The 12784-nt window shown below is 69.5% G+C and carries 14 protein-coding genes and 1 pseudogene; 11 read left to right on the top strand and 4 right to left on the bottom strand.

What is annotated here, in order from left to right:
* Positions 1 to 66 precede the first annotated feature (66 nt).
* The 5 genes from AB0J36_RS24835 (at position 67) to AB0J36_RS24815 (ending at position 4018) form a co-directional block, all read left to right on the top strand.
* A complete protein-coding gene (locus tag AB0J36_RS24835; RefSeq protein ID WP_363661173.1) occupies positions 67 to 606 on the top strand; it encodes a PadR family transcriptional regulator in 540 nt (179 codons plus the stop codon).
* A complete protein-coding gene (locus tag AB0J36_RS24830; RefSeq protein WP_357127835.1) occupies positions 603 to 1316 on the top strand; it encodes an ABC transporter ATP-binding protein in 714 nt (237 codons plus the stop codon). The genes AB0J36_RS24835 and AB0J36_RS24830 overlap by 4 nt, the downstream gene beginning before the upstream one ends.
* A gap of 1 nt (position 1317) precedes the next feature.
* Entirely contained in the window at positions 1318 to 3099 is a 1782-nt protein-coding gene (locus AB0J36_RS24825; RefSeq protein ID WP_363661172.1) for an FtsX-like permease family protein, read from the top strand.
* A 108-nt stretch (positions 3100 to 3207) separates the two neighbouring features.
* Positions 3208 to 3657 (top strand): helix-turn-helix domain-containing protein, encoded by a 450-nt coding sequence (locus AB0J36_RS24820; protein ID WP_357172940.1) that lies wholly within the window; start codon positions 3208 to 3210, stop codon positions 3655 to 3657.
* Positions 3650 to 4018, top strand: a complete 369-nt coding sequence (locus AB0J36_RS24815) for a DUF4180 domain-containing protein (RefSeq protein WP_357395976.1) — start codon at positions 3650 to 3652, stop codon at positions 4016 to 4018. The genes AB0J36_RS24820 and AB0J36_RS24815 overlap by 8 nt, the downstream gene beginning before the upstream one ends.
* 43 nt (positions 4019 to 4061) lie before the next feature.
* On the opposite strand, the pseudogene AB0J36_RS24810 reads toward AB0J36_RS24815, so the two are convergent.
* The 3 genes and pseudogenes from AB0J36_RS24810 to AB0J36_RS24800 all read right to left on the bottom strand — a co-directional run.
* A pseudogene (locus tag AB0J36_RS24810) lies at positions 4062 to 4244 on the bottom strand (hypothetical protein); the annotation flags it as partial.
* Positions 4245 to 4381: 137 nt separating this feature from the next.
* Entirely contained in the window at positions 4382 to 5287 is a 906-nt protein-coding gene (locus tag AB0J36_RS24805; RefSeq protein ID WP_363661171.1) for a hypothetical protein, read from the bottom strand.
* A 216-nt stretch (positions 5288 to 5503) separates the two neighbouring features.
* Positions 5504 to 5851 carry a beta/gamma crystallin domain-containing protein gene (locus AB0J36_RS24800; RefSeq protein WP_357127850.1) on the bottom strand — a complete coding sequence of 116 codons (348 nt, stop codon included), beginning with the start codon at positions 5849 to 5851 and terminating at the stop codon, positions 5504 to 5506.
* 130 nt (positions 5852 to 5981) lie between these two features.
* Between AB0J36_RS24800 and AB0J36_RS24795 the strand changes: the two genes are divergently transcribed.
* Positions 5982 to 6860: a cellulose binding domain-containing protein gene (locus AB0J36_RS24795; protein ID WP_363661170.1), complete on the top strand. Its 879-nt coding sequence runs from the start codon at positions 5982 to 5984 to the stop codon at positions 6858 to 6860.
* Positions 6861 to 6948: 88 nt separating this feature from the next.
* On the opposite strand, the gene AB0J36_RS24790 is transcribed toward AB0J36_RS24795, so the two are convergent.
* Entirely contained in the window at positions 6949 to 8079 is a 1131-nt protein-coding gene (locus AB0J36_RS24790) for an FAD-binding oxidoreductase (RefSeq protein WP_363661169.1), read from the bottom strand.
* Positions 8080 to 8294: 215 nt separating this feature from the next.
* Between AB0J36_RS24790 and AB0J36_RS24785 the strand changes: the two genes are divergently transcribed.
* From AB0J36_RS24785 to AB0J36_RS24765, 5 genes are all read left to right on the top strand, one after another.
* On the top strand, positions 8295 to 8813 hold the full coding sequence (locus AB0J36_RS24785) for a flavoprotein (protein WP_363661168.1): 519 nt from the start codon (positions 8295 to 8297) through the stop codon (positions 8811 to 8813).
* Between the two features lie 113 nt (positions 8814 to 8926).
* Positions 8927 to 10444: a hypothetical protein gene (locus tag AB0J36_RS24780; protein ID WP_363661167.1), complete on the top strand. Its 1518-nt coding sequence runs from the start codon at positions 8927 to 8929 to the stop codon at positions 10442 to 10444.
* Positions 10441 to 10983, top strand: coding sequence for a GNAT family N-acetyltransferase (locus tag AB0J36_RS24775; protein ID WP_357127865.1), 543 nt, complete (start codon positions 10441 to 10443; stop codon positions 10981 to 10983). The genes AB0J36_RS24780 and AB0J36_RS24775 overlap by 4 nt, the downstream gene beginning before the upstream one ends.
* 17 nt (positions 10984 to 11000) lie before the next feature.
* Positions 11001 to 11690: a DUF4433 domain-containing protein gene (locus AB0J36_RS24770; protein WP_357127868.1), complete on the top strand. Its 690-nt coding sequence runs from the start codon at positions 11001 to 11003 to the stop codon at positions 11688 to 11690.
* The gene (locus tag AB0J36_RS24765; RefSeq protein WP_363661166.1) at positions 11687 to 12766 is read left to right on the top strand and encodes a macro domain-containing protein; all 1080 of its coding nucleotides are present in this window, start codon (positions 11687 to 11689) and stop codon (positions 12764 to 12766) included. Before AB0J36_RS24770 ends, AB0J36_RS24765 begins: the two co-directional genes overlap by 4 nt.
* Positions 12767 to 12784 lie beyond the last annotated feature (18 nt).

Here is a 12784-nt window from a genome sequence, read left to right as displayed (position 1 = left end):
TCGAGATTTGACAGTGCCATAGCTAGCGGTTATCTATTAGCGGTCTATCTCAAGGGGCGTGCCGGAGTGCAGGACGTGGTGCTGGCCATGCTGGCCAAGGAGCCGGCGCACGGGTACGAGCTGCGCAACCGGATGCGCGGTGCGCTCGGCCCCCTCGGCGAGACGATGAACGCGGGGCAGATCTACGTGACGCTGGCCCGGTTGGCGAAGGCCGGCCTGGTCACCTCCGAGCGGGCCGACGGCCTACCGGATCGGCCGGACCGCCGGGTCTACGCGTTGACCCCGGCCGGGCAGCAGCGGGTCGCCGGCTGGCTCACCGAGGTGAGCTGGCCGAAGCCGGACCTCGCGGAGTTCCACCTGAAGCTGGTGGCCGCCGCGGCTGCCCGGCTGGCCGATCCGATCGCGTTGGTGGACGCCCAGCGGCGCGAGGTGCTGCGCCGGCTGCGCGACGCCCAACGGGCGGCGTTGGAGCGGTCGGTGGATCCGGTCGCCGGATTGCTGCTGGAGGGCGTCGCGTTGAGGCTGCGGGCTGACCTGGAGTGGCTGGAGGCGTGCGAACGCATGTGGACCGAGCGCGGTCGCGCGGAACGGAAGGCGGGGGCATGAACGGGTCGTTGGCGCTGCGGGCACGCGGGCTGAGCAGGTGGTACGGCTGGGACAACGCGCTGGTCCGCGCGGTCGACGAGGTGGATCTGGACGTGCCCGCCGGCCAGGCGGTGGCGATCATGGGCCCCAGCGGATGCGGCAAGTCGACCCTGCTGCACCTGCTCGGCGGGCTCCAGCGTCCCACCGACGGCGAGGTGTGGCTGGCCGACCACCGGATCGACACGATGAGCGAGCGCGCCCTGGCGCGGCTGCGGCGCGACCACATCGGTCTCGTCTTCCAGTCCTTCCACCTGATGGACGAACTCACCGCCGTGGAGAACGTCGAGATGGCCGCGCTGCTGGCCGGTCGGTCGCCTGGCCGCGCCCGCCGACGCGCCCTGCACCTGCTCGACCAGGTGGGGCTGGCCGACCGCGCCACGCACCTGCCCTCGGCGCTGTCCGGCGGTCAGCGTCAACGCGTCGCCATCGCCCGCGCGTTGAGCAACGAACCGCAGGTCGTGTTGGCCGACGAACCCACCGGCAACCTCGACAGCGCCGCGACCCTGGAGGTGCTGCGGCTCTTCGAGGACCTGCGCAGCGCCGGGCAGACCCTCGTGGTGGTTACGCACGACGCCCGCATCGCGGCGGTCGCCGACCGGGTGATCTCCATGCGTGACGGGGCGTTCGCCGACGACAGCATGCTCGCCGGCGTCCACGACGGGGTGCGCTGACGTGGCGGGCCGCCTGCTGCTCGTGTGGCGACTGCTGGTGCGGGACCTGCGTCGGCACCGGACGGAGACCGTGCTGCTGCTGGTCGCCATCACCGCCGCGACCGCGACACTCACCCTCGGCCTCACACTCAACGAACTCGTGACCCGCCCGTACGAGCGGACCCGGGACGCCACCGCCGGCCCGGACCTCGTGGTGGAGACGGGTTTCCCCGGTCCGCGGGCCCTGGACGCGCTCGCGCCACTGACCACCCTGCCCGGCGTCACCGACCACAGCGGACCGTATCCATTGGCCTTCCTGGCGCTGACCGCCCGCGACACAACCGTCCGGGTCATCGTCGAGGGCCGCGACGGCACGCCGGCCGCGGTCAACCGACCGGCCGTGACCGACGGCACCTGGGTACGCCCCGACGGGGTGGTCGTCGAGCGCACCTTCGCCGACGCGCTCGGCATTCACCTCGGCGAGACGGTCAGCGTCGGCGGCCACCCCCTGCACGTGACCGGATTCGCGGTGACCGCCGCCCGGCCGGTGTACCCGCAGGTCCACTGGCACCTACCGGGCTCGAACCTGGTGGAGAAGGGCGGCCTGGTCTGGGTCGATCGTCGTGACATCGCCACCATCGCCGGGGACCAGCCGCTGTCGTACACGCTGAACCTCAAACTGGCCGACCCGGAGGTCGGCGCCGGCGTCGTCGACCCCTCGGGCAGCAATCCCTACTACCGCGGCTGGAGCTTCCGCTCGGCGCGGGACATCGCCGACAGCAGTGGTCGCCAGAACGGGCAGGCCGAGACGGCCCTGGTGGTCGGCAGTTGGCTGCTGACCGGCCTCGCGGTGATCGGCGTCGCGGGTATCGTCGCGGGCCGCGTCATCGCCCGCCGCCGCCGGGTGGGGCTACTCAAGGCCGTCGGCGCCGGGCCCGCCGTGATCGCCGCCGTCCACCTGGCCGAATACCTCGTGATCGGGCTCGCCGCCGCCGGGGCCGGCCTGGCCGCCGGCTGGATCGCGGCACCTCTGCTGTTCCGCACCAGCGCCGGATTCGTCGGCGTCGGCGTCATGAGCCCGCCGCTGCGCGTGGTGATCGCCAGCACCGCGCTCGCCCTCTCGATCGCCGTCGCGGCGACCCTGGCACCGGTGCTCCGCGCCGCCGTCACCACCACCGTGCACGCGTTGGCCGACGCGCCCACGCCACCGCGCCGTCGGCGCTGGGCCATCTGGCTGTCGCGCCGGCTGCCCACCGCCCTCCTGATCGGCGTACGCATCAACGCGCGGCGGGCACACCGCGCCCGGCTCGTCACCGTGAACACCCTGATCACCACGGCCGCCCTGGCCGCGGTGCTCACGATCCTGGCGCAGGACGACGATCCGCTGAATCTCGGCTACGCGGAACTCCCCGACCCCCGCAACGAACGAACCCTCCAGGCCATGCTGATCGTCGCCGGGATGGCCTGTTTCCTCGCGCTGCTCAACACCATCGTGAGCACGTGGACGGCGGTCCTCGACACCCGGCAACCGCTGGCGGTCGCCCGCGCGCTCGGCGCGACCCCCGCCCAGACCGGCTTGGGCCTGGCCGTGGCACAACTCCTCCCCGCCGTGCCCGGCGTCGCGCTCGGGATCCCGTTCGGCATCGGCCTCTACCTGTTCTTCGATGGCGAGCGATACCCACCCGCTGCCTGGACGCTCACCACGGCGTTCGGAGTCCTGCTCGCGGTCGCCATGGTCACCGCCATTCCCGCCGTCGCCGCGGCACGCCGCCCGGTCGCGGACATCATCCGCTCCGCGGGGTGACCTGACCACGGCCGATGGCCGGTCACCACCTGACGCTGATTCCAGTGACGCTGCTGCGGTCACCCCTATTAGTCCTCATCCTTCCCTATGAAGGTAGGATGAGGAACGATGACGGAAGACATGTACTCGGTTGAACAGGTCGCCGACCGGCTCGGCCTACACGTACGAACGGTGCGCGGCTACATCCGCGCCGGCCGGCTGCGCGCCGTCCGGATCGGCAAGCAGTATCGGATCGCCGCCAGCGATCTCGACGCGCTCACCGGACGGCCGCCCGCCGCCGTCGTGGCCGGGCACGCCGAGGTGTCGAGCATCGTGCAGATCGACGGTGTCGACCGGGCCGCCGCCGACCGGCTCGGCACGCTCGTACTGGCCAGCGTCAACACCGGGCACGACCCGGCCCGGCCGCTGCGGGTGCAGACCGTGCACGACGATGACCGCCGCCGCCTGAAGATCATCATCCTCGGTGATCCCGCCGGCACCGCCGAGGTGCTGCACCTGCTCGACGCCGTCCTCAACGCCGACAACGGCCTGCTCGACCGGGAGGTCCACGATGCCTGACGAGATCCAGGAACGCGCCGGGGTGCCGGTGCTGGTCTGCGACCCGGCCGGCCCGCCGATCGCCACCGAGCAGGACGCGCTGGACCTGATCGGCGCGGCCTTCCTCGGCGCCCAGGTGGTGGCCGTGCCGGCCCACCGGCTCGACGACCGTTTCTTCTCGCTCGGCACCCGCTTCGCCGGTGACGTGATGCAGAAGTTCGTCAACTACCGGCTGCGGCTCGCCGTGGTCGGCGACATCTCGACGCAGCTCGCGGGAAGTTCGGCGCTGCGCGCCCTGGTGCACGAGTCGAACCGGGGCGAACAGATCTGGTTTGTGCCGGACCTGGACGCCCTCGACGATCGACTGCGCGCCGCCCGATAGCCAGCTCACCGGTCGGGCCTGACCGCCATCTCCACCGCGACCTGGTGACGCGCCATGGGCCGTACCCGATGGGGCCGTAGGCCCAGGCCAGTACGGCCGCCAGCGGGTGGCGCGGACTCGCGGCACCAGCACGGCACGCCTCGGCCACCGCGAAGACGTCGCGCCGCCAGACCTCGCCGCTCGCCGGGAAGGCGTCGGGCCAGGCATCAGGTGGCAGTCCCGTCATGGTGGCCTCCCTCGACTCGCGTCCCTGTCCGGACGCTATGGCCGAGGCACACCGACGACAGCCCGCTGACTCCATATGGGGGGAACGAACACGCCGGTGGCCGCCCCTGCCTTCGGGACGGCCACCGCACGTGGCCGTTACGGCGTGGCGCAGATGGCGTACGCCGTGTCGGACCAGTTGCCGGCGAAGGCGTCCTCCTCGTACGCGCCGGACGCGGCGGACGTCGGGGCGGTCGCGGGGCCGCCGTTGGGGCGGAAGTCGTCAACGATGCCCTCACCGGTCACGCCGTTCAGTTCGTAGCCGGCGCCGGTCAGCACCTTCCCGACCGGGCAGGTCGCCGTGACGCTGCGGAAGTCGGCCGAGGTGCTGGCACCCACCGTGGAGGCGCGCACCAGGCCCGCGAGGGGGTTGGCGCAGATGGCGTACGCGGTAGCGGACCAGTTCAGGGTCGTGGCGTCCGACTCGTACGCGCCGACGGTGACCGCTGTCGGTGCCGTGGCGACACCGCCGTTGGGGCGGAAGTCGTCGACGACGCCTTCGCCGGTGACGCCGTTGAGCTCGTAACCGGTGCCGGTGAGCACCTTCCCGACCGGGCAGGTGGCCGTGACGCTGCGATAGTCGGCCGAGTTGCTGACGCCGGCCGTGGTGACCCGGACCAGGCCGGGCAGCGGATTGGCGCAGATCGCGTACGCCGTCACCGACCAGTTTCCGGCGAACGCCTCGGTCTCGTAGGCGCCGACGGTGACCGCTGTCGGTGCCGTGGCGACACCGCCGTTGGGGCGCAGGTCGTCGACGACGCCTTCGCCGGTGACGCCGTTGAGTTCGTAACCGGTGCCGGTGAGCACCTTCCCGACCGGGCACGTCGCGGTGACGCTGTGGAAGTCGGCCGAGTCGCTGACGCTTGTCGCGGCGATCCGCACCAGGCCGGGGACCGCGGCGGACGCCGGGCTCGCCGGGGCGAGCACCGCGCCGGTCGCGAGAAGAATGAGCACGGGTACGGACGCGCGAGCGCCGAACCGGCGGGCCGTGTTCTGAGTACGCATGTGGTTTCTCCCGTCTGAGGCCGGACGGGGCGGCAGTGCGACGCCGACGTCGAGGCCGTTCGTGATGACGGGTTCACGCTAGGTAGCCACCTGACCAGGCATTATCTCCAAGCCGACTACGTCGCGTAACGGACCATGAGGGGTGCCCTCCGCCGCGCTGACGTGCGGGGAGGACGCCCCTCGATCACGGACGCGACCGGCATGGCCGGCAAGTGGTCACCAGATCCGCACCTCGTACACCCTTACCGTGCGGCCGAAGTCCACTCCGTACCACTTGTCGACAGTGCTCGTGTGGTACTGGCCGCCGGCCTCGTAGTTGACAGTCACCTTGTTGTTGCCCGAGGTGTAGTGGTGGACGCCGCCGATGTTCACGGCCGTGACGCCCCGACTGGCGAAGCACCTGGACATGCCGACGGTGCCGAGCGTGATGTCGAGCTTGAGGAAGTCCGTCCGGGTGCCACAGCCGACCGAGTTGATGGCCAGGGCAGGGCTGGCCGGGAGCGCGATGGTCAGGGCGAGGCCCGCCACCGCACCGAGGGCGATCTTCTTGACACGCGTCTTCATCTCCGCGGGGTCCTTTCTGTTCCGGTGGGAGTGGTGTCGTGCGCGCCACCACTACGCCCGGGACGACCCGGTGGTTCACCGCCGAGCGAGATATTTATTGATGTTGATAGATGGGGGCTACCATTCGGCTATGCCCGCTCGCCGCGTCACCGCCGCCGTCGCCCTTGCCGCGCTGGCGAGCCTGCTCGCCGTCGGCGTGGCCCGTGCCGACGGCCCGGCCATCAGCACCCCCGGCACTCCGACCGTGGTCGCCAACGAGCCGCATCAGCTCACGCTCAGCTGGGCGTCCTCCGCCTGGGTCGAGCCCGGGGCGGAGCAGCCGATCAACTACGAGGTGCAGGTGCCGCTGGGGCCCAACACGTACCGTTTCCTCGGCTCCACCAAGGACACCACGATCACTCTCACCGACCTGGCACCCGGCACGACGTACCGGATCGCGGTTGCCGCCCGCGCGCTCGGCGGCTACTCCGACACCTCGCCCACGACGACCGTGCGCACCGCCAGCGGTCGCGCGACGGTCAGCTACCTCAACCTCGACTGGTCACCGACGAACAACCAGATCCAGCACCTCCTGAAGGTCACCAACACCGGCACCGCGCCGCTCGACCTGAGCACGGTGCGGGTGCGCTACCACCTGCGCTTCGAGGGCGGCAACACCTCACTGATGCCGAACTGCGACTGGGCCGCGCTGGGTTGCCAACGGATCCGGCAGACCGTGCAGTTCTTCGTCCCCCCAGGCGGGCCGGCCGGGCTCTCGACGCCGGCGCCGCCGAATCCGCAGCCGGGCACTGCTGTCCCCGGCTGGGTGGAGCTGACCTTCACCGACGGTACGCTCGCGCCGGGCCAGTCGACCGGGCCGATCCAGCTGCGGCACCACCGGCACAGTTGGAGTGACATCGACGAGCGCGACGACCCGAGCTGGCTCGCCGCCACCGGGCAGTGGACCGAGAACGGGCGGATCACGCTCGACGTCGACGGGGTACGCGAGTTCGGCGACACGAACACCTGACACGCGCGGGAGGCCGGTCCGCAGTCGGCCCCGACCTGACGAGCCTGATGCCTGTGCGTCATCTTGATGACTCACCGGCATCACCCACTCAGGGACCACACGGTCCGCTGGCGCGTCGGCCGAAGCTCTGGGGCATGTGGACCCTGGCGTTCGGTATGCCGAGGGCCAGCAGCCGCGCCCGGGCGGCGGCCACCATCGCGGGTGGGCCGCACACGTAGATGTCCTGGCCGGGCCGGTGATGGTCGAGGGCGATGGTCAGAGCGTCGCCCTGCTCGTCCGGCTCGGCGCAGGGGTCGTCGGAGAGGGCCGGCACGATAGTCAGCCAGTCGTGGGCGCACTGAAGCTTGTCGAGGGCGATCGCGTCGTACAGGTCGGTGAACGTACGCGCGCCGACGACAAGCGTCACCCGCCGACCGTCCGGTGCGGCGGCGACCTGCTCGACCAGGGCGCGCAGCGGCGCCAACCCGGTGCCACCGGCGACGAGCAGCAGATCATCGGTACGCGCCGGGTCCAGGCTCAGCCCGGTGTCGACGGGTGGGCCGAGCCAGAGCAGCTCGCCGGGGCGTACCCGATGAACCAGGCGGTGGGAGACGGTGCCGGCGGGTACGGCGCGGACGTGCAGCTCGACGGTGCCGTCTGGGCGTGGGGCGTTGGCCGGCGACAGCCAGCGCCAGTGCCCCGGCAGACGCGGCGTGCAGACCGGCACGGCGTGACCTGGCTGCAACGGCAGTCGCCGCAAGGGACGTACCGTCAGGATGGCGATGTCGGGCGACGGCCGATCGTGCCCGATCACCTCGACGTGCCACCAGGCCCGGCCGTCGCCGGCGAGCGCGGCGGCGCGGCGGATGGCCTGCGTGGCGCGGCACAGGGCGCGCTCGGCGACGACGGTGAGCTGCGACGTCCACACTGGCTGGGCGTGACGGGCCACCGTCGCGAGCAACGCGTCGCCGATGGTGGTGGCGTGCGGGAGCAGGTCGAAGTGACGGTACGCGTGGCCGAGTACCCGCAGCAGCGCCGCTCGGTTCGCCGGGACGTCGCCGCCGACCAGGAGGCGGCCCAGCGCGGTGAAGAACAGCGGCGCGTCGCGGCGTGGGAGCAGCCCGGTACGGCGGTCTTCGACCGTGCACCAGAAGTCGGCGGCGGCCCGCACGTCGACCGACTCCCAGGCGGCGGCCAGGCTCACGCGGGCCGGGAGGTCGTCGTCGATCGCGGTGGGCATACCGGCTCCAATTCGTCGAATCGTGGGCTGGCACCGGGGCGGGAAGAGCTGCGCCGTCGAGGGCCGGCGCAACTCCGAGGCCGAGCACCCGCCCCGGGCCATGCATCGACTGTCGCGCCTGACCAGGCACAACGGCATGTCACGGTGCTCGTCTACGGCATACGGGATCGGTATGCGCTCCACGCCGCGGCTGCCGAGTCGGGCAGACTGCGGGCATGACGGAACGCCCAGTGCTGCACCTGGTCGTCTGCGCCGCGGGTCCGGCGGAAAATGTCGACGAGCTGGTCGACCTCCTGATCGCCGACGGCTGGCGGGTCTGCATGATCGTCAGCCCGACCGCCGCGCCTTGGCTCGATCGAGCGGCGTTGCAAGAAAAAACCGGCTATCTGGTACGCGTGGAGTGGCGGATGCCCGGCGACCCCGAGCCCCACCCGCCCGCCGATGTGGTGCTGGCCGCCCCGGTCACGTTCAACACGGTGACCAAGTGGGCGTTGGGCATCAACGACACGTTGGCGCTCGGCGTCCTCAACGAGTCGCTGGGCGCGGGGCTGCCGATCATCGCGTTCCCGCACACCAAGGATGAGTTGGCCGCGCATCCCGCCTATGCGGGTCACCTGGCGGTCCTGCGCGCTGCCGGCGTGATCGTGGCGGACGGAAAGCCGCTGAATTCGGTGAACGGGCCGGGGCGTTGGGGCGTGGTCGTCGAGGCGCTGCGGGCGGTGCACCCGTCCTGAGCAGCCGCCGCTTATTGGGCGGTCCATTGGCGATATGCGTCGCGCGTATACCAGTGCTCCACGGAGCGTGTTCAATGGATAGGCTCGATGAGGCGAAGCGGACGGAGCCGCCGGTGACACACGCGAACTGCCCTCGATGCGGCGGACGGCTGGCCCGGGACAACGACACCGGACGGTGCACGCCGTGCCGGGCCGCCGAGCGGGACCGGCTCAGCGCGCCGCCGGTGGTGCCGGCGAACTTCTGGGACCACGAGCCGGTACGACTCGCGCTGGCCGAGCGACATCTGGGGCGGGTGATTCGGGCGTACCGGTGCCATCCGTACCACGGGCGGGTCGCGTTGCCGCAGAGCGTGGTGGCGGGGTGGCTGGGGATCACGCAGGCGCAGTTGAGTCGCGTGGAGAACGGCCCGCCGCTGGTGCATCTGGACAGGCTGGCGCACTGGGCCAAGCTTCTTGGGATACCGGCTTCCTGCCTCTGGTTCGGTCTTCCTGGTCAGCCTTACCGAGTCGACGACCGCGCCGCAGAGGGCACAGCAGACGATCCTTATGCGCATGACGCGATAACTGAGCAGGGCAAACTGCCGGCCATGGTGGTTACCGTGGAGGGGGCATCAACCGGAGGGGGTGGCGCTACGGACCGGCGACGCTTCAACGCAATGGCCGCGCTCGCGGGACTCGCCGCAGCCGGTCACCCATACCTGATGACGGACCCAGCCGAAGTGCCTCGGAACATTGGCATGGAACAGGTAGGGCTGGCCAGCTCGCTGGTTCAAGACTTCCGGCGAGCCGATGCGGCAGCCGGCGCCGACCAGCTGTGCGACATTGCCATCCAGGCACACGCCAGGCTGTCGAATTGGGCGGCGAGGGCGCACTACAGCCGAGAGGTCGGCGATGCCCTTCAAAGCGCCCTGGCTGACCTCGGCATCCAGGCTGCCTGGCTCGCTACCGATGCAGAGCGCAGGTCCGAAGCTAGGCCCTACCTGAACGAGGCCATCACCCGTGCCCGCATCGCCGACGATCCTCGTATGGAAGTGCAGGCGCTGACCCAGCTATCCATGCTGCTCCGCGAGAGTCAGCCCGGCGAGTCGCTGCACTGTGCCGAGGCCGCGCTACGCGTCTCGGCCAGATGGGCAACGCCTCGGCTCACCACGCTGCTACATCTGCGACGAGCGCACACATACGCCGTGCTTACGGACGCGGGCGGCTTCAGCCGGGAGATGACCAAGGCTCGTCGCGAGTTGGAGCGCGGACCGCACGAGGACGATCTCGGATTTGTCGACTTCGTGAACGAGCAAGAAGTGAACGGTATCCAGGGACTCTCCTACCTCGCCCTGGACCGGCCCGACCGCGCCGCCCAGTCGTTCCGCGCCCTCATCGCCAACCCGTCACCCGGCCATCGGCGTAACCAGGTCCTCTACACGATCGACCTCGCCAAGGCGGCGTACCAGCAGGGCGACGTCAACGAGGCGGCCCGTATAGCGCTGGACGTCCTGCCCGCGGTGAGCCAGATGAACTCGGGACGAATCAGCCGGAACCTTGCGCAGGTGCGTTCGAACCTGGCGATTCCACGGCAGGCGACCGCGGCAACGCGCCAGTTCGTCGCCGCCTACGACCGGGCGGTGAGTGTGTGATCGAGGGCTTGCAGCTTCGCCATCACAGCGCCGGCGAGGCCGAGGGGATCCTCGATCAGCTTGTGGACCTCTACTTGGAGGTCTACGCGGGCGGCGGCGAGTTCTACAGCGAGGACCGCTACCGGCGTCAGCTCGACCTGCACATGCAACGAGTGGGGTGGGAGCTGGTCATCGCCGAGGTAGACGGGAGTCTGGTTGGCTACATCTACGGGTTTCCGCTTCCCGCCGAGACGCGTTGGTGGGAGGGCCTCCATGACCCTGTGCCGCCTGGTTTCACCGACGAGGACGGGACCCGCACGTTCGCGATAAGCGAGCTGATGGTCCGCCCTGCCTGGCGACGCCGGGGCATCGCCGCGGCGCTGCACGACGGGTTGATCGCGGCCCGCACGGAGCAACGAACCACGCTGCTGGTCCGGCCGGACAATGTCGCTGCTCAGAACGCGTACCGCTCCTGGGGCTATACCAAGGTAACCAAACTTCGGCCGGGGTGGGAGAACGCGCCGACCTTCGACGTCCTGGTCCGGGTCCCGAACGCCTGATCAACAAGGACTGATCTGTGACCGAATCAGCCATGCGGCCAACACCGATTCGAATCATGCACTTCACGCATGTTGATAATTTGCCAAGGATCGTGAAGGCCGGTCGACTACTGGCGGACAGCGGTGTAGGACGACAGCTCGCAATTAACGTCGGCGCGGTCGAGATCAAGGCACGCCGACGAGAACGACCCGTGCCATGCCATCCCGGCGGAGTCGTAGCAGACTACGTGCCGTTCTACTTCGCCCCACGCTCGCCCATGATGTTCAGGATTGCCTGTGATCATCGAGCAGGAAAACCGGGATGCTATCCAGGAGGAGATGATCCCCTCGTATACCTGGTTAGTTCGGTGGAACGGGTACACGCGGCCAGAATCGAGTGGGTGGCAAGCGATGGGAACTGCGCAGTCGGCTTGACCAGATTCTCGGCTGAGTTGGCCGAGCTCACGGCGTTGGTCGACTGGCCGTTGATGGAGGCCCAGATCTGGAAAGACGTTCCCGACGACATGGACCGCATGCGTCGGCGAGCGGCCGAGTTCCTGGTACACCGGGAGTTTCCTCTCGACCTGCTCGCCGGTTACGTCGTACGGACGACGGATCGGCAGGAGCAGGTGAGGCAGCTGTTCCGAGACGCTGGCATGATCGAGCCTTACGTAGGTGTCAGACCGAGCTGGTACTACGGGTACACACGGGGGGAGGTGCGCGAATGATCATCATCAGCCACGGGAACCTGCTGACCGCCGAAGCGGACGCGCTGGTCAACACCGTCAACACGGTCGGGGTCATGGGGAAAGGCATCGCTCTTCAGTTCAAGCGCGCCTACCCGGCAAACTACGCGGCCTACCGCACGGCATGCCATGAAAACCAGGTCACCTTGGGGCAAATGTTTGTGTTCGACTCGGCGCGCCTTGGCCCCCGCAGGTACGTCATCAACTTCCCGACCAAGGGACACTGGCGGGCCAACTCGAAGCTGAAGGACATTGAGACCGGACTGGCCGACCTCGTCCGGGTGGTCCGCGAGCGGAAGATCGCATCTGTGGCGATGCCCGCCCTGGGCTGCGGCAACGGTGGACTTGACTGGGACGACGTTCGATCGCTCATCGAAGGCGCCTTCGCCGAGGTCCCTGAGGTGCGAGTCTTACTCTTCCCCCCAGAGGGAGCACCTGACCCGGCCGACATGCCGGTGGCGACGGTGAAACCTCCGCTCACTCCGGGCCGCGTCACCCTGATCCAGGCCATCGATCGCTACCTGAGCCGAGCACGACGACTCGAACCACGTGATGGCATCACCATCCTGGAGATTCAGAAGATCGCCTATTTTCTCCAGGTGCTGGGGCAACCGCTGCGACTGGAGTTCAGCCGGGGCAGGTACGGCCCGTACGCCGAAAGCCTCAACCACGTGCTGGACCGCCTCGAAGGGCACTACCTGACGGGCTTCGGCGACCGTTCTGCACGGGTTGAGGAGCTGCGACCCATTCGGCTGACCCCCGGCGCTGCCGGCGACGTCGCAGCGTGGTCAGAAGCTCATGGCACAGCAGCGTCTGAGACATTGGATCAGCTAGCTCGGTTGACCGACGGATTCGAGTCCCCGTACAGCCTGGAACTGCTGGCGACCGTGCATTACGCGGCGGCAGCGCATCCGCCTACCGACGACCTCGACGAACTAACCGAGCGCGTTCGTTCTTGGAGTGGTCGAAAAGCCCGGCTTTTCACCTCCGCGCATATCGAGCTGGCCTACGAACGCCTGCAATCGGTCGGGCTGCTACCTGCGTTGCGCGTTGCATGAGTCGCCAGTCGGGTGAGG

The organism is Micromonospora sp. NPDC049662, assembly GCF_040675055.1.
Taxonomy (GTDB): Bacteria; Actinomycetota; Actinomycetes; order Mycobacteriales; family Micromonosporaceae; genus Micromonospora.
Note: the sequence above shows the minus strand (reverse complement) of the source record. Positions and strands in the feature narration are given on the sequence as shown.

What these genes read in the sequence shown, in the direction of transcription:
- AB0J36_RS24820 (WP_357172940.1), top strand. Translation starts at nt 3,208, where the DNA reads ATGACGGAAGACATGTACTCGGTTGAACAGGTCGCCGACCGGCTCGGC.
- AB0J36_RS24805 (WP_363661171.1), bottom strand. Translation starts at nt 5,287, where the DNA reads ATGCGTACTCAGAACACGGCCCGCCGGTTCGGCGCTCGCGCGTCCGTA.
- AB0J36_RS24765 (WP_363661166.1), top strand. Translation starts at nt 11,687, where the DNA reads ATGATCATCATCAGCCACGGGAACCTGCTGACCGCCGAAGCGGACGCG.
- AB0J36_RS24795 (WP_363661170.1), top strand. Translation starts at nt 5,982, where the DNA reads ATGCCCGCTCGCCGCGTCACCGCCGCCGTCGCCCTTGCCGCGCTGGCG.
- AB0J36_RS24790 (WP_363661169.1), bottom strand. Translation starts at nt 8,079, where the DNA reads ATGCCCACCGCGATCGACGACGACCTCCCGGCCCGCGTGAGCCTGGCC.
- AB0J36_RS24830 (WP_357127835.1), top strand. Translation starts at nt 603, where the DNA reads ATGAACGGGTCGTTGGCGCTGCGGGCACGCGGGCTGAGCAGGTGGTAC.
- AB0J36_RS24785 (WP_363661168.1), top strand. Translation starts at nt 8,295, where the DNA reads ATGACGGAACGCCCAGTGCTGCACCTGGTCGTCTGCGCCGCGGGTCCG.
- AB0J36_RS24800 (WP_357127850.1), bottom strand. Translation starts at nt 5,851, where the DNA reads ATGAAGACGCGTGTCAAGAAGATCGCCCTCGGTGCGGTGGCGGGCCTC.
- AB0J36_RS24815 (WP_357395976.1), top strand. Translation starts at nt 3,650, where the DNA reads ATGCCTGACGAGATCCAGGAACGCGCCGGGGTGCCGGTGCTGGTCTGC.